Source organism: Allobosea spartocytisi (assembly GCF_014764685.1).
Lineage (GTDB): Bacteria > Pseudomonadota > Alphaproteobacteria > Rhizobiales > Beijerinckiaceae > Allobosea > Allobosea spartocytisi.
The window spans coordinates 255,930-276,885 of record NZ_JACXWY010000007.1 but is presented as its reverse complement, the minus strand read 5'-3'; the positions used below and the strand labels follow the sequence as shown (position 1 = coordinate 276,885).

The 20,956-nt window shown below is 67.9% G+C and carries 16 protein-coding genes and 1 tRNA gene; 10 read left to right on the top strand and 7 right to left on the bottom strand.

All coding sequences use genetic code 11. The annotated features are described in order from the left end of the window. Window positions 1-97: 97 nt before the first annotated feature. Window positions 98-1,042, bottom strand: coding sequence for a PfkB family carbohydrate kinase (locus IED13_RS14175; protein WP_191124543.1), 945 nt, complete (start codon window positions 1,040-1,042; stop codon window positions 98-100). A 74-nt stretch (window positions 1,043-1,116) separates the two neighbouring features. Here IED13_RS14175 and IED13_RS14170 point away from each other — a divergent pair, with 74 nt between their 5' ends. The 6 genes from IED13_RS14170 to IED13_RS14145 all read left to right on the top strand — a co-directional run bounded on the left by IED13_RS14170 (window position 1,117) and on the right by IED13_RS14145 (window position 10,531). Further along, complete coding sequence (locus tag IED13_RS14170) at window positions 1,117-1,875, top strand: GntR family transcriptional regulator (RefSeq protein ID WP_248311121.1); 759 nt, start codon at window positions 1,117-1,119, stop codon at window positions 1,873-1,875. Window positions 1,876-2,062: 187 nt separating this feature from the next. Beyond that, complete coding sequence (locus IED13_RS14165) at window positions 2,063-2,671, top strand: helix-turn-helix transcriptional regulator (protein ID WP_162720126.1); 609 nt, start codon at window positions 2,063-2,065, stop codon at window positions 2,669-2,671. 774 nt (window positions 2,672-3,445) lie between these two features. Next, window positions 3,446-4,231 carry an IclR family transcriptional regulator gene (locus tag IED13_RS14160; RefSeq protein WP_191124542.1) on the top strand — a complete coding sequence of 262 codons (786 nt, stop codon included), beginning with the start codon at window positions 3,446-3,448 and terminating at the stop codon, window positions 4,229-4,231. Beyond that, the gene (locus IED13_RS14155; protein WP_191124541.1) at window positions 4,228-8,076 is read left to right on the top strand and encodes a hydantoinase B/oxoprolinase family protein; all 3,849 of its coding nucleotides are present in this window, start codon (window positions 4,228-4,230) and stop codon (window positions 8,074-8,076) included. Before IED13_RS14160 ends, IED13_RS14155 begins: the two co-directional genes overlap by 4 nt. 54 nt (window positions 8,077-8,130) lie before the next feature. After that, window positions 8,131-9,798 (top strand): OPT/YSL family transporter, encoded by a 1,668-nt coding sequence (locus IED13_RS14150; RefSeq protein WP_191124540.1) that lies wholly within the window; start codon window positions 8,131-8,133, stop codon window positions 9,796-9,798. A 61-nt stretch (window positions 9,799-9,859) separates the two neighbouring features. Beyond that, complete coding sequence (locus IED13_RS14145; protein ID WP_191124539.1) at window positions 9,860-10,531, top strand: AroM family protein; 672 nt, start codon at window positions 9,860-9,862, stop codon at window positions 10,529-10,531. Window positions 10,532-10,699: 168 nt separating this feature from the next. Here IED13_RS14145 and IED13_RS14140 read toward each other — a convergent pair. The 5 genes from IED13_RS14140 to IED13_RS14120 all read right to left on the bottom strand — a co-directional run bounded on the left by IED13_RS14140 (window position 10,700) and on the right by IED13_RS14120 (window position 16,113). Next, window positions 10,700-10,774 (bottom strand) — tRNA-Thr (locus IED13_RS14140). Between the two features lie 111 nt (window positions 10,775-10,885). After that, window positions 10,886-11,548: a ligase-associated DNA damage response endonuclease PdeM gene (pdeM, locus tag IED13_RS14135; protein ID WP_191124538.1), complete on the bottom strand. Its 663-nt coding sequence runs from the start codon at window positions 11,546-11,548 to the stop codon at window positions 10,886-10,888. A gap of 53 nt (window positions 11,549-11,601) precedes the next feature. Beyond that, window positions 11,602-14,088: a ligase-associated DNA damage response DEXH box helicase gene (locus tag IED13_RS14130; protein WP_191124537.1), complete on the bottom strand. Its 2,487-nt coding sequence runs from the start codon at window positions 14,086-14,088 to the stop codon at window positions 11,602-11,604. A 77-nt stretch (window positions 14,089-14,165) separates the two neighbouring features. After that, window positions 14,166-14,915: an SDR family NAD(P)-dependent oxidoreductase gene (locus IED13_RS14125; RefSeq protein ID WP_112763060.1), complete on the bottom strand. Its 750-nt coding sequence runs from the start codon at window positions 14,913-14,915 to the stop codon at window positions 14,166-14,168. Between the two features lie 238 nt (window positions 14,916-15,153). Continuing rightward, on the bottom strand, window positions 15,154-16,113 hold the full coding sequence (locus IED13_RS14120; RefSeq protein ID WP_142019892.1) for a methyltransferase domain-containing protein: 960 nt from the start codon (window positions 16,111-16,113) through the stop codon (window positions 15,154-15,156). A gap of 23 nt (window positions 16,114-16,136) precedes the next feature. Between IED13_RS14120 and IED13_RS14115 the strand changes: the two genes are divergently transcribed. Then, window positions 16,137-17,207, top strand: coding sequence for a ligase-associated DNA damage response exonuclease (locus tag IED13_RS14115; RefSeq protein WP_191124536.1), 1,071 nt, complete (start codon window positions 16,137-16,139; stop codon window positions 17,205-17,207). Between the two features lie 22 nt (window positions 17,208-17,229). Here IED13_RS14115 and IED13_RS14110 read toward each other — a convergent pair whose 3' ends face one another. Next, window positions 17,230-18,003: an SGNH/GDSL hydrolase family protein gene (locus IED13_RS14110; protein WP_191124535.1), complete on the bottom strand. Its 774-nt coding sequence runs from the start codon at window positions 18,001-18,003 to the stop codon at window positions 17,230-17,232. Between the two features lie 113 nt (window positions 18,004-18,116). Here IED13_RS14110 and IED13_RS14105 point away from each other — a divergent pair, with 113 nt between their 5' ends. The 3 genes from IED13_RS14105 to IED13_RS14095 all read left to right on the top strand — a co-directional run bounded on the left by IED13_RS14105 (window position 18,117) and on the right by IED13_RS14095 (window position 20,956). Beyond that, entirely contained in the window at window positions 18,117-19,754 is a 1,638-nt protein-coding gene (locus IED13_RS14105) for a cisplatin damage response ATP-dependent DNA ligase (RefSeq protein WP_191124534.1), read from the top strand. A gap of 114 nt (window positions 19,755-19,868) precedes the next feature. Next, window positions 19,869-20,549: a response regulator gene (locus IED13_RS14100; protein ID WP_038360538.1), complete on the top strand. Its 681-nt coding sequence runs from the start codon at window positions 19,869-19,871 to the stop codon at window positions 20,547-20,549. A gap of 152 nt (window positions 20,550-20,701) precedes the next feature. Beyond that, window positions 20,702-20,956 (top strand): DUF6460 domain-containing protein, encoded by a 255-nt coding sequence (locus tag IED13_RS14095; protein ID WP_038360541.1) that lies wholly within the window; start codon window positions 20,702-20,704, stop codon window positions 20,954-20,956.

Below are 20,956 nucleotides of genomic sequence, written 5' to 3'. Positions count from 1 at the left end.
CCGGGGCCCGGCGGCAGCAACGTCAAGCTAGCAGGACGCGTCGCTTTCGTGAAGTCCAAAAGCAATCCAAAAATTTAGCAGGCTGTCGATCGCTCAATCAGCTCTTGCCGAGCAGTGCCCGAATGGCCTCGCCTGTCGGCAAGGCGTCGAACACGCCATGGCGTGTCGTCGTCAGCGCCCCGGCCGCGGCAGCCAGCCGCAGAGCCTCGGCGAGGCCGTGTTTCCGGGCCAGGCTGACGCCGAGCGTCGCGGCGAAGGCATCCCCCGCGCCGAGCGCATCGACGGTGGTGACGGCGATGCCGGCCTGCGAGAGCGCCGCTCCGTCGCGGGGGACGGCGACGGCACCGGCCGCACCGCGCGTCATGACGACGAGGTCGGGCCCCAGCGCCATGATGGCCGGCGCCAGCGTGCTCGCGAAGTGGGCGGGATCGACCGTGATGGCCGGGTCGTGGCCGATGGCGGCGGCAAGGTCTCCGGCTTCGGTTTCGTTGACGATGAGGATGCTGGTCCGCTGCAGGATTTCAGGAGTGACCGGCCGGAACGGCGAGGGGTTGAGCAATGTCGGGACGCCGGCCCGCCGGGCGATGTCGAAGGTTTCGGCAACCGCCTCGTCGGAGGTCTCGAATTGTGCCAATGCGAGGGCCGCGCCGGCGATGGCGCCGGCGCGTTCGCGGATATGCGCGCGGGTGATCGCGAAATTGACGCCGCTGGCAATCGCCACGCTGGTCTCGCCGCGGGGGTCGATGAAGCCGACGCCACTGCCGGTCGGCCCGGCGATCTCGACGAGCATGGCCTGCGGCAGATCGGCGCGTTGCAGCGCCGGAGCGGCGAAGGCCGCGGCCAGATCGTCGCCGATCGCGAGGAGCCCATCGACCGTCATGCCGAGCCGTCGGGCCATGATCGCGAGATTGAGGCCCTTGCCGCCGGGTTCGATCGTTACGATTTCGGCAGCGAGCGCCTCGCCGGGGCGCGGCACGCGCGGCACTGTTGCCGTGCAGGCAACCACGAAGCTTCCGAGCACGAAGACAGGCCGGTCGGTCATGGCGTTTGATTTCCCCGCTCGACTGCTGCTACCCGGGTTGTGCCACACTCATGCAACCATCGACAGAGCTTGAATTGCCTACGCCCAAGCCGGTGTTCCAGGACCTGCTGGACCTACGCGACGACACGGCCAAACCGCTTTATCAGCAGTTGGAAGACCAGCTGACGCGGCTGATCGGCGACGGCACCTTGCCGCCTGGCACGACGCTGCCGGCCGAACGGCAATTGGCCGAGCGGCTGAAGATCAGCCGCACCACCGTGCAGCGCTCCTACAACGCCTTGCGGGAAAGGAAGCTGCTCAGCGCGCAGGGGCGCCTCGGCTCCATCGTGCAGGGGCCGGGGCCGCGTCTGCACCCCGGCATGGACCGGCTGAAGGGCTTCACCGAGGAGATGCGCGAGCTGGGGCGCGTTCCGTCGTCGCGCATTCTCGAACGGGAGATCGTGAACGACCGCTCCATCGCTTCGATCTTCGGCCACTCCTCGCATATCGATCTCCTCAAGCTCGTGCGCGTCCGCTCGGGCGACGGGATGCCGATGTCGCGCGAGATCGCCTGGTACAATCTCGAGCGGGCTCCCGGGCTGGCGCAGGCCGATCTCAGCGGCTCGGTCTATGCGATGCTGGCCGATCTCGGAGCGCCTCTCATCCGCTGCGACCAGACGATCGAGGCGGCTGCGCCGACGCCGGAAGAATGCGCGATCTTCGGCTTCGAGAGGCCGGTTCCGTGCCTGCTGATCAAGCGCCGCAGCTATGGCGCCGATGGCGAGATGCTGGAATATGTCGAGGGCCTGTTCCGCGGCGACAGCTACACTTACCGGCTCTCGCTCCATATTTGACGGCGGCGGCAGGTCGCTCGCATTTTAATCAGTCCAATACCAGTCCAAAAAACAGCATCCGCTTTGAACCTGCTCGCATTCCGGCGCGACGAAGGAATGCGGACGCGCGCTCTGCCCGCCCCGGCTGGATGAACCGGCCGCTGCGGGGGCGTCGCGACGATCCGAGACAACAGGGATGGATGTTTCGATGTCGCTCCACTTCTCGGTTTCCAGCCACGCGAATTACCCGCCCCTTTCGGCGCGCCGCGAGACCATGCCTGAACCCGCCTGCCATGCCTCGAAACCCGTTTTCGTCATCGATGCCAATCTGAACATCCAGTTCAGCAACCGCGGCGCCCGGGCCCTGTCAGGCGAGGGGCTCGGCGCCCCCGACCGCTTCACCGCCGCCGACAAGGAATTCATGGCGCGGCTCCATTCCTGGCTGAAGCGCTGCCGTACCGGCAGCATGGCCGGCGAGACGCGGCTGCCGCTGGCGCTCCGCTGCGGCCGGCAGGTCGCGATCGATGCCGTCCATCTCGAAAGCATCGACCTCTTCGTCCTCTCGGTCGACGATCCCGAGGTCGCCATGGGCCGCAAGCTCGATCAGGTCGCGGAAGCCTGTGGGCTGACGCCGACCGAGGAGCGCATGCTGGCATTGATCGTCGAGGGGCTCGACACCATCGTCGCGGCTAAGCGCCTGGGCATTGCCCCGACCACCGCCCGCACCCATCTCCAGCGCCTCTTCGCCAAGACCGGGACCGCGCGCCAGAGCGAGCTCGTCCGCTTCGTCGCCACCTATGTCGAGGAGCCGCGCTGAGCGTGCTGCCGGTGTTCGTTATGACGCGGGCATAGGACGCGCCCCTCCCTTCTCCCCTTGCGGGAGAAGGTGCCCGGCAGGGTCGATGGTATCGGGCGCTGACGATCAAGGTTGAGAGACCCTCATCCGTCAGCGCTTCGCGCTGTCACCTTCTCCCGCAAGGGGAGAAGGGAAGAGGAACTTATCCCCGCCCTTCCGCCCCATGCCTATTCTCGCCTCGTCCCATTCGACCGAGGGGCTTCGCGAGGCATCGTGCGGCCGGATGGGATTGCGGGTTTCGCGCTCCCGGGCCGTTGCGGGTCCGCTGGATCGCCGCGCGTCCGACAGGACGCGATCACGGTGGTCCTCTCTTTGGTGGCGCGGAGGTGCCGACTTCGCACGGGCCGAACAGGCAGGCCCCCGCCCTTGCCGGGCGTCATCAAGCGAGGCGGACCCCCAGATACCCGTGCGCGGAGCCGGACGGCGCGAGGTCGTCGCTGTTCGACACCATCGACATCGACTCGACATCGGCACGCAGCCGTCGACTGCGAACGCCGCCCGGCTCCGCGCATCCCTCGGATGCAACAGGCCCGAAAACCCCGCAGGCGAGGCCTGGACGGGGTTTTCGGTGCGCGACTTGCCGGGTGCCCGAGGCCGCGATGCCCAACCCGGCGGTCGCCCCATCTTTCAGCGATCCGAGCCGCCGCGTCCGATTGACGCTGCGCCCGTTCGGTGCCATGTTTCTATTAATGGAACTTAAGTTCCATTTTTTGGAACATTTTCTGAGGCGTGCGAATGTCGATCTTGTCGGCGGCTGCGGATGTGCTTCGTTGCTTTTCCAGCACGCGGCACGATGTCACCGTCACGGATCTCGTCACGCTGCTGGGCATGCCGAAGAGCAACGCCTCGCGCCTGCTCAGGGCGATGCGGGACGAGGGGCTCCTGGAAACGGTCGGCGACAGCAAGCGCTACCGTCCGGCCGTGCTGCTCTGCCGGGTTGGCCAGTTCTATCGTTTCGCCGCATCGTTGGTTGACCGTAGCGATGCGGTTGTCCGCCGCATCTCCGACGCGGTTGGCCATACCGGCTATATCAGCGTGCGTCGCGGCACCGAGGTGATGGGCGTGACCGCCCATTCCGGCCGACATGCGCTCAGGGTCGTCACGACGATCGGCGATGGCTTGCCTGCCTTCGCCTCCAGCACCGGGCGCGCCCTGCTGGCCCGGCTGAGCGACGACGAGGTCCGGGCGCTCTATCCGAATGGGCTCGTCCCGCCCTCGGTCACCGCCCCGCAGGATATCGACGACCTGCTCGCCCGCCTCGCGCTGACCCGCCGCGTGGGCTATGCCGAATCCGACGACGAGGCGGTGCGCGGGGTGCATGCCGTCTCGGTCGCCGTCGGGGATCCCGAGACGGGCGACGAGGTCGCGCTCTGCATTTCCTTTCCGGCCGCCATCGTCGAGCCGGCCGAGCGCCTCGCCATCATCCGATCGCTGGGAGAGGGGGCCGCCGAGATCGCGGCCCTGACCCAGGACAAGCGCTTCTATCCCTTGAACCTTTCCATCGCGGAGACCGCTCCATGAGCAATCGTTGGCGTATCGGCTTCGACATCGGCGGCACCTTCACCGATTTCATCCTCTACGATTCGCAGGAGCGCTCCGTCCGCCTGCACAAGCGCCTGACCACGCCGCATGACCCCTCCGAAGCGGCGCTGATCGGGCTGGGCGAGCTCACCGAGATGGCCGGGATCACGCTGGCCGATGTCGGCGATATCGTCCACGGCACGACGCTGGTCACCAATGCCGTGATCGAGCGCAAGGGCTCGAAGCTCGGCCTGATCACCACCAAGGGCTTCCGCGACATCCTCGAGATGGGGACGGAGCAGCGCTACGACATCTACGACCTGTTCCTGACCTTCCCCGATCCGCTGGTCTCGCGCGAACATCGCCTCGAAGTGGCCGAGCGCATGGATCGCGACGGCCAAGTCGTCACCGCGCTCGATGCGGACGCCGTGCGCAAGGCCGCCCGCGAGCTCGAAGCCGCCGGCTGCGAGGCGATCGCGGTCTGCTTCCTCAACAGCTACCGCAACCCCGCTCACGAGCAGGAAGCCGGCCGGATCGTCCGCGAAACCTGTCCGGAGCTGACCGTTTCGCTGTCGAGCGAGGTCGTCGCCGAGATCTGGGAATATCAGCGCTTCGTCACCACCGCGGCCAACGCCTATGTCCAGCCGCTGATGCGCCGCTACCTGCAGCGGCTGGAGCGCGAGCTTGCGGCCCGCGCCTTCACCGGGGCGCTCCGTCTGATGCATTCGGCTGGAGGCCTCGTCTCGCCAGAGACGGCGCGCACCTTCCCGATCCGCCTGCTGGAGAGCGGCCCGGCCGGCGGCGGCCTCGCCACGGCCCTGTTCGGCGAGCTCGCCGGCCATAAGGACGTGATCTCCTTCGACATGGGCGGCACCACCGCCAAGGCCTGCATGATCGAGGACGGCCGCGCCGAGATTGCGCCGATGCTCGAAGCCGGCCGCGTCAACCGCTTCGCCAAGGGCTCCGGCCTGCCGATCAAGGCCCCTGTCATCGACATGATCGAGATTGGTGCCGGCGGCGGGTCGATCGCCGCGATCGACGAGGTCGGCCTGCTCAAGGTCGGTCCGCATTCGGCCGGCTCCGATCCCGGTCCGGCCTGCTACGGCATGGGCGGCACCAAGCCGACCGTGACCGACGCCAATCTCGTGCTCGGCTATTACGATCCCGGCTTCTTCCTGGGCGGACGCATGGCGCTCGACCTTGAGGCGGCGCGCAAGGCCGTCTCGACCGTCGCTGCGCCGCTCGGCCTTTCGATCGAGGAAGCCGCCTGGGGCATCCACAAGGTCGTGGTCGAGAGCATGGGCGCTGCCGCCCGCGTCCATCTCGTCGAGAAGGGCAAGGACCCTCGCCATTACGCCATGGTCGGCTTCGGCGGCGCCGGCCCGGCCCATGCCGTCGATGTCGCCCGCGTGCTCGGCGTCAAGCAGGTCATCGTACCGCCGGCTTCCGGCGCAGCTTCGGCGCTCGGCTTTCTCGCCGCGCCGCTCTCCTTCGACATGGTGCGCTCGCTGCCGGTCGAGTTCTCGGAGGGCTTCGACGCCGACGCCGTCAACGCGCTGCTCAGGGATCTCGAAGCCGAGGGCCGCAAGCACCTGATCGAGGCCGGCGTGAAGCCGAAGGATGTCACGGTCGAGCGCTCAGCCGATATGCGCCTCGTCGGCCAGATGCACGACATCGCCGTGACGCTGCCGGCCGGCACCATCGATGCGTCGAGCCTGGAGGCCATCCGCGCGGCCTTCAGCAAGGCCTATTCCGCCCGCTACACCTCGGTCTACGAAGGCGCCCGGCTGGAGGCGATCAATTTCCGCGTCCGCTGCGCCGGCCCGGTGCCGACGCTCTCGCTCTCGGGCGCGGCCGGTGGCGGCGATGCCAAGAACAAGATCAAGGGCACCCGCAAGGCCTGGTTCGAAGGCGGTTGGAGCGAGGCGACCGTCTATGACCGATACGCCCTGCGCTCCGGCGACACCGTCACGGGGCCGGCGATCATCGAGGAGCGCGAGGCGACCACGATCGTGCCGCCCGGCGACAGCGTCGCCATCGACGATGTCCTGAACCTCATCGTCCATGTCGCCCAGCCGAATGCGGCCGAGACGACGATCACCGCCGACATGCCGCTGGCCGAGGCAGCGCGCCGGATCGAGGCCGATCCGATCTCGCTGGAGATCATGTGGAGCCGGATGATCAACGTCGTCGAGGAGATGTGGCTGACGGTCTGCCGCACCGCCTTCTCGCTGGTGATCTCGGAAGCGCAGGATTTCGCCTGCGAACTGCTCGACCCCGAAGGCGAGACGCTGGCGCATTCGCCCCGCGCCATGCCGGTGTTCAACCTGACGCTGCCGCGCGCGGTCAAGGCGCTCCTGGAGCGCTATCCGGCCGAGACGCTGAAGCCCGGCGACGTCCTCATCACCAACGATCCCTGGCTCTGCGCCGGCCATCTCTTCGACATCGCGGTGGTGACGCCGGTCTTCCTCGGCGAGCGCGTCGTCGGGCTGATGGGCACGGTCGGCCATGTCTCGGATATCGGCGGCACCAAGGACAGCTTGCGGGCCCGCGAGATCTACGAGGAGGGCTTCCAGATCCCGCCGATGAAGCTCTACGAGGCCGGCCGGATCAACGAGACCCTGGTGCGCCTGCTCGCCGAGAACGTGCGCAATTCCGAGCAGGTGCTCGGCGACCTGCACTCCTTCGTCGCGGCCAACGCCATCGGCGCCGAGCGCCTGCAGTCCTTCCTCACCGATTACGGCATGCAGGACCTGAGGGCGCTCGCCCATGTCGTGCAGAGCCGTTCCGAGAAGGCGATGCGCGACGCCATCCGCGCCATTCCGGACGGCATCTATCACGGCACCGCCTCGAACAACCCGCTGGGCACGCCGATGCATTATCCGCTGGCGCTGACGGTGAAGGACGATACGATCCATCTCGACTTCGCCGGAGCGCCACCGCAGTTGCCGCAGGGCGGGCTCAACTGCACGCTCAACTACACGATGGCGCATGCGACCTATCCGCTGAAATGCATGCTGACGCCGAATGTCCGCGGCAATGCCGGCTGCTACCGCGCCTTCACGGTCGAGGCCCCGAAGGGCTCGATCCTGAACTGCGACAAGCCGCTGGCGGTAAACCTGCGCACCCGCACCGGCTGGTATCTGGCGCCGAACATCTTCCGCGCTTTGTCGGAAGCAGCGCCGAAGCAGGTCCAGGCCTTCACCGGCCTCCCCGTTGCGGCGAGTGTCTATGGCCGGGACTCGGCCGGCGACACCTATTCCGACATGCTCTTCTGCGGCGGCGGCCAGGGCGGCTCGGCCCAGGGCGACGGCAAGTCCGGCCTGCTCTACCCGACCTCCGCCGCGAACACCTCGATCGAGACCTTCGAATCGCGGGTGCCGGTGCTGGTGGTCGAGAAGGCCTATCTCACCGATTCCGGCGGCGCCGGTCAGCATCGCGGCGGCCTCGGCCAGCGTGTGCGGCTGCGCAAGCTTTCGGATGACGGATTGCCGACGCTGGTCTCGCTCTATCCGGAAGGCGTCAACAACCCGATTCCCGGCCTGTTCGGCGGCAAGGCCGGTGGCGGGGCCTCCGGCCGGGTCATCGACGAGCAGGGCCATGTCCTGAAGGACGTCGGCACCGGCGAGCTCGTCCAGGTCCACCAGCCGCACGAGATCGTCGAGCTCGTGCTCGCTGGTGGCGCCGGCTACGGCCCGGCCTCCGAGCGCTCGCGGGAGGCGATCGCCCGCGACATCGCGCTTGGTCTGGTCTCTCCGGATGCGGCCAAGCGCGATTACGGCGTGCAGGGAGCGCATGCCACGCAGGATGTGGGCGAGGCCAAGGCCGGCATCCTTGTTGCCTGACGGCAGACATCGAGATTGACAACAGCCCGACAGGGGCAATGAGGGGACTGAGGCATGACACACCAAAACAACGGAGTGCCTCAGCGGCACCCGAGTCTGTTCGAGCCGGCGACGCTGGCGTTGATCGCCATTCTCTGCGTCTTCGGCTCGATCATCGGCATGCAGCTTCTGGTGTCGCTCGGCATCACCGCGAACACCTCGCTGATCGGTGCGCTGGCGGCGATGGCACTGGCGCGGGTGCCGCTTGCCATGTTCGCCCGCTACCGCTCGATCCATGTGCAGAACCTGGCTCAGAGCGCGATCTCCTCGGCCACCTTCGGCGCTGCGAACAGCCTGCTCCTGCCGGTCGGCATTCCCTGGCTGCTCAACCGGCCGGATCTGGTGCTGCCGATGCTGGCCGGCGCCTTCTTCGCCATGCTGCTCGACGGCTATCTGCTTTACCGGATGTTCGATTCCCGCGTCTTCCCCGCCCAGGGCGCCTGGCCGCCGGGCGTCGCCGCCGCCGAGGCGATCAAGGCCGGCGACGAGGGCGGGCGGAAGGCGGCCCTGATGGGCGTCGGCTTCCTCACCGGCGTGGTCGTCTCCTTCGTCAAGGTTCCGCTGGCCTGGATCGGCTTCGCCGGCTCGACGGCGGTGAGCGGCATTCCGATGTCGGCCTTCGGCGTCGCCTTCATCGGCAATGTCTGGGCGTTGACGATGTTCGGCATCGGCCTGCTGCTGCGCGGCTATTCCGGCCAGCTCTTCGGCGGCCCGCTCTTCGAGACCATCATCCCCAAGGGGGATCTGATGGCCGCCTATATTCCGCACGGCTTCATGATCGGCGCCGGCCTCGTCGCCCTGATCCAGGTCGGAATGCTGCTCTTCAAGCGCGGCGAGACATCCGGGGTTGCCAAAGAGGGTGTCACCGACACCGAAGTCCGCCGGGCGCTCGGCCTCGGCACCATCGGCTATCTCGTCATCGCGGTCTTCATCGCGCTGGTCGGCGGGCTGATCAGCGACATGTCGATCGGTATGCTGATCCTGTTCGTGCTCTACGCCGCCTTCGCGGCCTATGTGCATGAATTGATCGTCGGCCTCGCCGCGATGCATTCCGGCTGGTTCCCGGCCTTCGCGGTGGCGCTGATCACGCTGATCATCGGCATGCTCATCGGCTTCCCGATGCCGGCGCTGGCGCTGCTGGTCGGCTTCTCGGCGGCGACCGGCCCGGCTTTCGCCGATATGGGCTATGACCTCAAGGCCGGCTACATCCTGCGCGGCCACGGCGTCGATCCGGCCTTCGAGCGCGAAGGCCGCCGCCAGCAGCTCTTCGCCGCGATGTTCGCCTTCGTCATCGCCGGCATCGTGGTGCTGTTCTCCTACCAGTCCTATTTCGACCGGAACCTCGTGGCGCCCGTCGACAAGGTCTATGCCGCGACGATCAAGGCCGGTGTGGCGCCGGGCGTCGCCTGGCAGTTGTTCCTCTGGGCCATCCCCGGCGCGATCCTGCAGTTCATCGGCGGGCCGAAGCGGCAGATCGGCGTGCTCTTCGCCACCGGCCTGCTGATCAGCTTTCCGATGGCGGGCTGGGCGGTGCTGGCGGGCATCGTCTGCCGGCTGATCTGGGAGAAGCTGCGCGGCGACAGCGGCGAGGGCGACATGGAGGTCTTCGCCGCCGGCATCATCGCCGGCGACGCGATCTTCTCGTTCTTCGATTCGGTCATCAAGAACGTCACCAAGCCCTGACCAAAACAGGCCCCGGGACCAGCATCCCGGGGCCTTTCGCGTCCGGAAGAGGATCATCGCCATGGGCAAGCTTGGAACGCTCACCATCGGGCAGGCGCCGCGCGCCGACATCACCCCGATTCTCGATGCGGTGCTGGACGCCGGTCTTCCGCGCATCCATGCCGGCGTGCTCGATGGCCTCAGCCGCGATGAGATCGCGCGGGATTTCACCCCGCTTCCCGGCAGGGCTCCGCTGATCACCCGCCTGCTGGACGGCTCCTCGGTCGTGATCGACCGCGCCCGCACGGAAGCTGCCGCCCAGCACAAGCTCGACGCTCTGGAAGCCGCGGGCTGCACCACCATCCTGATGTTGTGCACCGGGCATTTCGAGAAGCTTTCGACCCGAAAGGCCCGCTTCCTCGAGCCCGACCGCATCCTGCCGCCGACGGTGGCGGCGCTGGTGCGCGGCGCGCGGCTCGGCATCATCGTGCCGCTCGTCGAGCAGATCGACAGCGAGGCCGGCAAATGGGCCGGTCTCGATCCGGCGCCGCTCTACGCGGCCGCCTCGCCCTATCAAGGCGATCTCGACGCCGTCGCCGTCGCCGCTCGGGACCTCCGCGACCGGGGCGCCGAAATCTTGCTGATGGATTGCATGGGCTTCGTCGAAAGCCATCGGCGGGCGGCCGCGGCGGCGGGGCTGCCGGTCATCCTCTCCAACAGCCTGGTGTCCAAGCTCGTCTCGGAATTGGTCTGAGTCGAAGCCTGCTGTGCTTCGACAGCCTCCGCCGCCGATGCTCGGGCTTGACCGGAGCATCGGCGATGATGTCCGGAGCCGGCCAGGCTTATGCCAGTCGATCGCGCATTGAGCCCGCATGCTCGCCGGCCGACGTCATGTGAGGTGTTTTGCTCTTCGAGAGCCGGCTGGTGCTGCCAGAGAGGATTGAACTCTCGACCTCTCCCTTACCAAGGGAGTGCTCTACCACTGAGCTACGGCAGCAGGATCGTCAGCCAAGTCGCGCTGGGTCGTCCCGGAGGGCGGCTGCGGCGCGGCATCGTTGCGAAGCGGCGCCCTGATGCCATAAGCGCGGGGCGGACGCAACCCGCTCTCTCAATCCGGCAGCAATAACCGTGGATCAATTCGAAAAAGACGGCCGTCGCCGATGAGATGCGCGCTGAGCCGCCCGCCGAACAACGGCCGGAAAGCGGCGTCCCGCAGGTTGAGCCCGCCGGCATAGGCGCCCATCGCCGGCATCACGCAGCGGCGCGTCGACAGCGCGAAGCAGCGCCGCCGGACCGCCCGCCCGCGCATCCTGACCTTGGCGGCAGGGTGCAGATGCCCGGCGATCTCGTAGCCGCTCTCGGCCGGATCGGGCTCATGGCGCAGCGTCACGCCGGCGAGATTGATCTCTGCCGCGCTTTCGCCGCCGACGCGGTGGCTGATCGACGGGTCATGATTGCCGGTGATCCAGAGCCAGTCGCGGCCTTGCTGCAGCAGGTGCAGCGAAGAGAGCGTCTGTGGCGCGAGCCGCTCCTCGGCCTGCCGGTCGTGGAAGGAGTCACCGAGCGCGATCACGCGCGCCGGCTGATGGCGCAGGATCGCGTGGCCAAGTGCGGCCAGTGTCGCGGTCGAATCATAGGGCGGCAGCATCACGCCGCGCGCCGCATAGGCCGAGCCCTTCTCCAGATGCAGATCCGCGACGACGAGCGTGCGCTCCTCCGGCAGCCAGAGCGCGCCCGAAATATCCGGCACGAGCGCAAGCCGGCCCAGCATGAAGGCCTCGCCCGTTGTCGCCAGCGCTCTGTCTGGTCCTGGCGCGGCAACCGTCACGCCATCGCCTCTTCCGTCAGCATCGCCTCTGCCTCCGCCAGGATCTCGTCGGCCGCCTCGCCGAAGACCGCCTCGCGCCCGATCTCGAGCATCACCGAGACGCCGAGCGGCGAGACATGGTCGAGCGGCTGATGCACGATTCGGCCGCTGATCCGTGTCAGCATCTCACCAAGCCGACGAATGTCGAGCAGGCCCGTCGCCGCATCGGCCCGCGCTGCCTTGAGCAGGATATGGTCGGGCTCGTGCCGGCGCAGCACGTCGTAGACGAGATCGGTCGAGATCGTCACCTGCCGGCCGCTCTTCTCCTGGCCGGGATAGCGCCGCTCGATCAAGCCGCCGATGATCGCGCAGGAGCGGAAGGTGCGCTTCATCAGGGCCGATTCCGCCATCCACTCCTCGAGATCGTCGCCGAGCATGTCCTGCGCGAAGAGCTCGTCGAGATCGAGTGCGCCGCGGGCGATCGCCGCCGTCATGTCGCCGAGCGTCCAGCAGGCCATGCCGTAATCGTTGCAGACGAAGCCGAGCGGGCGCATCCGGGCGCGCTCCAGCCGGCGCGTCAACAGCATCCCGAGCGTCTGGTGGGCGAGGCGGCCTTCGAACGGATAGGCGACGAGATAGAAGCGCCCGCCGCGCGGGAAGGTCTCGACCAGCAATTCGCCGGGCTTGGGCAGCCGTGATTTCAGCTTCTGCGCATGCAGCCAGGCGGAAACCTCCTCCGGCAGCGTATGCCAGAGGTTCGGTGAGGCGAGCATGGCGCGCACGCGTTCGGCCAGGAAGGTCGAGAGCGGAAACTTGCCGCCGTCATAGGAGGGGATTTTCGGATCGGTGCCGGCGGTGGCGCGCGAGCAGACCGCCTCGTTCTCGACGATGCCCTCGAAGCGCAGCACTTCGCCGGCGAAGACGAAGGTGTCGCCCGGCACCATGGTCTCGGCGAAATACTCCTCGATCTCGCCGAGCACGCGCCCGCCGCGGGTGATCATGCCGGGCTGTCCAGGCCTGCCGGCGCGCGCCCGGCCGAGCCTGACCTTCAGCATCGTCGCCTCGACGATGGTGCCGACATTCATGCGATATTGCTGGATGACGCGGGCATTGCTGGCGCGCCACAGACCGGCCTTGTCCTGCCGGAGCTTGGCGAAACGCTCATAGCTCTTCAGCGCATAGCCGCCGGTCGCGACGAAATTGACGACTGCGTCGAAATCCGCGCGGGCAAGCTCGGCGTAAGGGGAAGCCGTGAGGACTTCCTCATAGAGCGCATCCGCCTGGAAGCCGTCCGAGCAGGCGACGCCGAGCACATGCTGGGCGAGCACGTCGAGCGCGCCGATGCGCGGCGGCGGGGTGTCCTGCGCGGCCTCGTGGACGGCCTCCAGCGCGGCGCGGCACTCCAGCAGCTCGAAACGGTTGGAGGGCACCAGCAGCGCCTCGGAGGGCTCGTCCATGCGATGGTTGGAGCGGCCGATGCGCTGGATCAGGCGGCTCGCCCCCTTCGGTGCGCCGAGATTGACGACGAGGTCGACATCGCCCCAGTCGATGCCGAGATCGAGCGTCGCGGTGCAGACCACGGCCTTGAGCCGCCCATCCGCCATCGCCGCCTCGACCTTGCGGCGCTGCTGGGCGTCGAGCGAGCCGTGATGCAGCGCGATCGGCAGATTGTCGTCGTTGAGGTTCCACAGCGCCTGGAAGGCGAATTCCGCCTGCATGCGCGTGTTGACGAAGACCAATGTCAGCTTGTGCGTACGGATCGCCTCATAGACCTCGGCCATCGCATGCAGGGTCGTATGGCCGGCGATCGGCAGGCGTCGTTCCGTGTCGAGGATGCCGATGCGCGGCTTGGCGCCGCCCGCGACCGTGACCAGCCCGGCCGGTGTCTCGCTGCCGCCGAGATAGCGCTGGAGATCGGCGGGCTCGCGCACCGTCGCCGAGAGGCCGACGGCGGAAACCTGCGGCGCCAGCGCCTTCAGCCGCGCGAGATCGAGCGAAAGCAGGTCGCCGCGCTTGGAGGTGACGAGCGCGTGCAACTCGTCGAGCACGATGCGGCGCAAGGATGAGAAGAACGGCGCGGCGTCGCGATGGGAGACGAGCAGCGCGAGCTGCTCCGGCGTCGTCAGCAGGATATCGGGTGGGCGCTGGATCTGGCGTGTGCGCTTGGCGGCGGAGGTGTCGCCGGTGCGCGTCTCGATCGTGATCGGCAATCCCATCTCGCGCACGGGCGCTTCGAGATTGCGGGCGATGTCGACGGCGAGCGCCTTCAGCGGCGAGATGTAGAGCGTATGCAACCCGTCATGCCGGCCACCGCGCTCTGCGAGTTCGATCAGCGAAGGCAGGAAGCCGGCGAGGGTCTTGCCGGCGCCGGTCGGCGCCACCAGCAGCGTCGAGCGCCCGGCGCGGGCCTCTTCCAGCAAGGCGAGCTGATGCGGCCGCACGCTCCAGCCGCGGCTGGCGAACCAGGCCTCGAAGGCGGGAGGGAGCGGGGAGGGGGCGGCCATGCCGGCCGAAGATAGGGGGTGGCACAGGAGAACGAAAGGGGAATAACGCGTTGTGGCGGCTCGTCGCCGATTCGCGATCAGGGGCCTACGAGCTGCCCCCCATCGACAACAACGGTCTGGGCCGTGACCCAGCTGGCCTTGTCGGAGGCAAGGAAGAGCGCGACCGCGGCGACCTCCTCGGGCTTTCCCATGCGGCCGAAGGGGATGTTGGCCAGCGTCGCCTGATAGAGCTCGGGATTCGATGTCTTTCGATCTTCCCAAGAGCCGCCTGGGAATTCGATCGAGCCCGGCGCGACGCAATTGACCCGAATGCCTTTCCGCGACAGCATCTTCGCTTGGCTGGCGGTGTAATGCATGACCGCCGCCTTGATCGCGCCGTAAGGTGCCGAGCGTGACGAGGCTCGCAGAGCCGAAATCGACGAAATATTGACGATCGACGAACCCGGTTTCATGTGCGGGATGGCTGCATGGCTCCCGCGGACGACCGCCATCATGTCGATGTTGAAGGACGCGGCCCAACCCTCGTCGTCATCCGAATGGCCGAAGCCCGATGCGTTGTTGACCAGGATGTCGAGACCGCCGAGAGCCTTCACTGCCTCCGGCACATAGGTCGCGATCGCCTCCGCGTCGGCGAGGTCGACACAGGCGGCGTGAGCCGTGACTCCGAGCGCCTCGATCTCCCGGCGCGTCGCTTCCAGCGGCCCCGCTCCCCGGGCGCAGATCGAAACGGACGCGCCGCCTGCTGCAAAGCCCAGCGCGATGGAGCGCCCGATGCCACGGCTGCCACCCATCACGATCACGCGCTTGCCGGTGAATTCCTTGGCCATGCGGGCACTCCCATTGAGACGATGTGTGGATGTCCCTATTGCTCAGGCGAAAGCCGCCGCTTCAAGGGCCGTCAATGTGTATACGGAGTTGCACGGCCTGCGGGCGAGGATGCCCGTCTTCGGGCGATCCGCTTTCGCGAGATTCTGCGCCTGCCCACCATCCGGCAGGTGAAATTGGCGCGATCCGCTTGTTCTGCCGGCCGGGAAATGCCGGGGGGGCATCCCCGGCGGGATGCCTTCACCGCCGCTCCGCCACGACCAGCAGCCCCGGCACGGGCACGCCGCGATCCTGCCGCGTGCTGGCGGGCTCGACGAGTAGGGGGGTAAGCCCCGCTTCCCCCAGCCGCTCCCGCAGCCAGCCTTCCGCATGCGCGAACCGCCTGTCATCGCCGACGACCACGCCCTCGCCCGCATGACTCTGCACCGTGAAGGCGAAGAGCCCGCCGGTCGGCAGCACCCGCGCGCTCTGGGCGAAGCTCGGCGCGAGTTCGCCGAGATAGACGAAGACGTCCGCCGCGATCACCAGATCGGCCGACTGGTCCGGGCGGCTCGCCAGGAAGGCGGTCAGCCCGGCGACGGCGAGCTTGTCGTAGAGCGGCGCGCCATCCTCCCGCGTCTTGACCTGGGCCCGCGCGATCATGCGCGGCGAGAGATCGCAGCCAGCGAGGAAACCGCTCTCGGTGCGGATCGCCTCGCCCATCAGCCCGGTGCCGCAGCCGAGATCGTAGACGGTGTCGAACCGGAAGGGCCGCGCGGCGTTGTCGCAGCAGCGCCGCAGCGCATCCTTCAGCAGAGCAGGGGCATTGTAGTGCAGGGTCTGGGTCAGGTGGCTGTCGAAGCGCTCGGCGTAACCGTCGAACAGAGCGCCGGAGAAATTCTCCGAGGTCGCCTCCTCGGCCGGCATGGCGCCGATGCGGGCGAGGTCGAGCCTGGCGCCGAAATGGTCGTTGGGGTCGAGGTCGAGGCATTGCCGCCAGGCGGTGGCGGCGTCCTCCCGGTGCCCGAGCGCCTCCTTGGCGAGCCCGTAGAGATGCCAGGCTGCGGTGAAGTGATAGGCCCCGGCCAGGGTCTGGTCGAGGATCTCGACGGCGGCTTGTGCGTCGCCCTCCTTGAGCGCGGCTTCCGCCCAGGCGTAGCGTCGGTCGAGCATCGGATCGCCGGAACTGGAATGATGCGTGGTCTGGCCGGTCTCGCTCATGCCAGCCGGTCTAGCCGAGGAGAATGACACTGGCCAGACAAAGCCCGCGCTGGCGCCCCGCCGAATTGCTCGTGCCGACCCCGGCCGGGCTCTTCTGCCCGCCGGCCGATATCCATATCGATCCGGTGCGTCCGGTGCCGCGCGCGCTCATCACCCATGGCCATTCCGACCATGCTCGCGCCGGCCATGGCAGCGTGCTGGCGACGCGCGAGACGCTGGCGATCATGGCGCTGCGCTATGGCGAGGGGTTCGCCGGTTCGCAGCAGGTCGCGGTGCCTGGAGAGGTGGTCCGCATCGGCGAGGTCGATTTCACCTTCGTTCCCGCCGGCCATGTCCTCGGCTCGGCCCAGATCGTGGTCGAAAGCCGCGGCCTGCGGATCGTCGTCTCCGGCGACTACAAGCGCGAGCGTGACCCGACCTGCGCGCCGTTCGAGCCGGTGCCCTGCGACATCTTCATCACCGAGGCGACCTTCGGCCTGCCGGTCTTCCGCCATCCGCCGGCCGATGGCGAGGTCGGGAAGCTCCTGGAATCCGTCAGGCTCTTCCCTGAGCGGACGCATATCGTCGGCGCCTATTCACTGGGCAAGGCGCAGCGCGTCATGGCCCTGATCCGCGAGGCCGGCTACGAAAAGCCGATCTACATCCACGGTGCCGTCGAGACGATCACCGAATTCTATCAAGCGGACGGCATCCCGCTCGGCGAGATCCGCCTGGTCGCGGGCATGGACCGCAAGACGCTCGGTGGCGAGATCGTCATCTGCCCGCCCAGCGCGACACAGGACCTTTGGGCGCGGCGCTTCCCCGACCCCGTCACGGCCTTCGCCTCGGGCTGGATGCGGATCAGGGCGCGTGCCCGCCAGAAGGGCGTCGAATTGCCGCTGGTGATCTCCGACCATGCCGATTGGGACGATTTGCTGGCGACGATCCGCGAGGTTCAGGCCGGCGAGATCTGGGTGACCCATGGCGAGGCCGAAGCCCTCGTCCACTGGTGCGGCACGGCGGGCCTCAAGGCCAAGCCGCTGCATCTCGTCGGCTATGGCGACGAGGGCGAGGCGGAGTCGGAAGGGGAGGCAGCCGATGCGCCGGTGGCGTGAAAACGACGGCTGGGAGCGTGAATCAGCGCGCCGAGGCGACGACCGGGCGGCTCGGCGCGGTCATGCCGACAAGCGCATTCGCCATGTCGCGGGCGAGGCAGTCATAGCCCGCATCGCTCATATGGAAGCCGTCGGTCCAGAGCGCGGCCTTGAAGGCTTCGGCGTCGCTGTCGTGCCATTCCCGCATCGTCTCGTAGCGGCTGAAGACCGGCACGGCCTCGCGCCGCGCGACATCGCCGACAACCGCGACGAAGCGCTTGTAATTGTCGGAATCGCGCACCGTCGGGAAGAACTGCGGGTCGAGGATGGCGAGAGGGGTGTTCGCCTGCTTCACCAGCCGGATGCCCTCGCGGACCATGCCGCGGAAGGCCTCGAGATCGCCGCCCTTGACGGCGTCGTTGGTGCCGACCTGCCAGATCACCAGATCGTAATGGCGCCCGGCCAGCGCGGTTTCGAGGCGCGCGAGCGTCTGCGGCGCGGTCTCGCCGCCAATGCCGGCATTGACGATCTCGACCGGCGCCTTCGACCAGGCCTTGCCGAGCAAAGCCTGAAGACGGGCGGGGTAGGTCTTGTCCTTGGCGCTGGCGCCGATCCCCTCGGTGGAGGAGGAGCCGATGGCGAGGATGGTGAGCGGGCGCCCTTGCGCGACCTTGTCGGCCAGCGGCGCGAGAACCGCACGCGACTGGACGATCGGCGTCTCGCGGCAGGAGAAGCCGGCTGCCTGGGCAGGGGCTCCGACCGAAAGCGTGGCAGCGATGACGGCAGGCAAGGCAAGAAACCGCATCGCGGCACGCATTGGCGTCTGTCTCCTAGCTACACTGCTGCCGTTAAGGTTTGCTTCATGAACGGTATCTGAACGATGCGCTGCAAGAAGCATGCAACGATTCGATGTGGCGGCGCGGTGACACCATGAATCGCTTCGCCTGGCTGCTCGACCGCCTCGCCTATGAGCCGCGCCGCAACGCCAAGCTCGCGCTGATCGCCGATTATCTGCGCACCACGCCCGACCCCGATCGCGGCTATGCGCTGGCGGCGATGACCGGCGGGCTCGTCTTCCGCAACGCCAAGGCCGGGCTGATCCGCGCGCTGATCGCCGAGCGCACCGATCCGGTGCTGTTCGCGCTGTCCTACGACTATGTCGGCGATCTCTCGGAGACGGTCGCACTGATGTGGCCGGCCCGGCATGGCACTAACGCGGTGCCGCATCTGCCCGAGGTCGTCGAGAGTCTGCGCGAGGCCGGCAAGACCGACCTGCCGCGCCTCGTCGCCTCCTGGCTCGACGCGCTCGATGAGACCGGCCGCTGGGCGCTCCTGAAGCTCATCACCGGCGCCTTGCGGATCGGCGTCTCGGCTCGCCTCGCCAAGACGGCGGCGGCGAGCCTCGGCGGCGTGCCGGCTGACGAGGTCGAGCAGGTCTGGCACGGGCTGGAGCCGCCCTATGCCGCGCTCTTCGCCTGGCTGGAGGGCAGGGGCCCGCGGCCGGAGGCCCGCGATCCCGCACCGTTTCGCCCGGTCATGCTCTCGCATCCGATCGAGGACGGCGATTTCGACAAGCTCGATCCGGCCGAATTCTCAGCCGAGTGGAAATGGGACGGTATCCGCGTCCAGGCCGCCAGCGGCCGGCGCGGTGACGGAAGCCGCGTGACCCGGCTCTATTCCCGCACCGGAGAGGATATCGCCAACGCCTTTCCCGATCTCGTCGAGGAGTTGACGCAGGATGGCGCGCTCGACGGCGAGTTGCTGGTGATGCGCGAGAGCGCGGTCCAGAGCTTCAACACCTTGCAGCAGCGGCTCAACCGCAAGACCGTCACAGTGAAGATGCTGGGCGAATTCCCTGCCCATATCCGCGTCTACGATCTGCTGGTCGATGGCGAGGAGGACATCCGCCACCTGCCCTTCGGGGAGCGGCGCGAGCGGCTGGAGGCCTTCCTGTCGCGGCTTGCCAGCCCGCGCTTCGATCTCTCGCCGCTGATCCCCTTCGGGTCATGGCAGGAACTGACCACGGCGCGGGCCGATCCGGCCTCGGCCGGGGCGGGCGCCGATGCGGAAGCGGTCGAGGGCTGCATGATCAAGCGGCGCGACTCGCCTTATCTGCCGGGCCGACCCAAGGGCTATTGGTGGAAATGGAAGCGCGATGCCCGGCTGGTCGATTGCGTGCTGATGTACGCCCAGCGCGGCCACGGCAAGCGCTCCTCCTTCTATTCCGACTACACCTTCGGCGTCTGGCGGGTGGGCGAGGAGGGCGGTCTCGAGTTGGTGCCGGTCGGCAAGGCCTATTTCGGCTTCACCGACGAGGAACTGCTCGAGATCGACAAATATGTCCGCAAGAACACGCTGAACCGCTTCGGCCCGGTGCGGGAGGTGGTGCACACGGCTGAAAGCGGCCTCGTCTTCGAGGTTGCTTTCGAGGGGTTGCAGCGCTCGACGCGGCACAAATCCGGGCTCGCCATGCGCTTTCCCCGCATCAACCGCATCCGCTGGGACAAGCCGCCTGGTGAGGCCGACCATATCGAGGTGCTGGAAGCGCTATTGCCGACCAATGGCTGACGGCGGATGGGTTGCGCCCATGCGCTGGCAATGCTTGTGATCCGCCTCGCGCCTGAGGCAAAATAAAAGAGTCGCAACCACAGGGTCGCAATAAGGACAATACGGAGTGGCGCGATGAGCAAGCAGCCTTCGACACGGATCGTCATCGCGGACGACCACCCGCTCTTTCGCGGGGCGCTGCGACAGGCCGTCTCGCACGCCATTGCGGGCGCGGAGGTCAGCGAGGTCGGCTCGCTCGAAGCGCTGACCGAGGCGCTGGCGAGCGGCGGTGATGCCGATCTCGTCCTGCTCGATCTGACCATGCCGGGCGTCCAGGGCTTCTCCGGCCTGCTCTTCCTGCGGGCCGATCATCCCGAGATCCCGGTCATCGTCGTCTCGGCCAATGACGACCCGGCGGTGATCCGCCGCTGCATCGAGTTCGGGGCGCTCGGCTTCCTTCCCAAGACGGCCGATGTCGCCCAGATGGGCGAGGCGATCCGCGCCGTGCTCGACGGCGGCGTCTGGACCCCGCCCGGCGTCGATCTCGCAGCCCCCGTCGATGCCGAGGTGGCCGACATGGTCCGCCGCCTCTCGACGCTGACGCCGCAGCAGGTGCGCGTGCTGATGATGCTGTCGGAAGGTTTGCTCAACAAGCAGATCGCCTATGAGCTCGGCGTCTCCGAGGCGACGGTGAAGGCGCATGTCTCGGCGATCCTGACCAAGCTCGACGTCGACAGCCGCACGCAGGCCGTCATCGCCGCCTCGAAGATCGCCGGCACCGCCTGGGCGACCACCGGAGCCGGCGCCTCCGCCTGAGGCTGCCGGGCCCCCCTCGGGGCTCCCGCCCGGACGCAGCGCGGCTGTGCAAACGGCGTTCAGGCGCCGTTCAAGCGCGGCGGGTTTCAGGTTAAGACAGGTGGAAAGCGCCCCGCAGATCCGTGGGCGCGTAGCAGGATGCCAGGGCTTTCATGGAACGGTTCATCGGCGGCTCGCCGCTCAGCGTCCTCGTCAGGCTGATCTTCATCTCGCTGCTCGTCGGCGCCGCCATGGCCTTTCTCGGCCTCTCGCCGCGCGGGCTCTTCGAGGCGGCCTCCCGCTTCATCCGCTCGATCACGGGGCTCGGCTTCGGCGCCATCCGCGAGGTCGGTGACTGGCTCATCGCCGGCGCGCTGGTCGTCGTGCCGCTCTGGCTGCTGATGCGGCTCTTCGCGGCGCGGAAATAG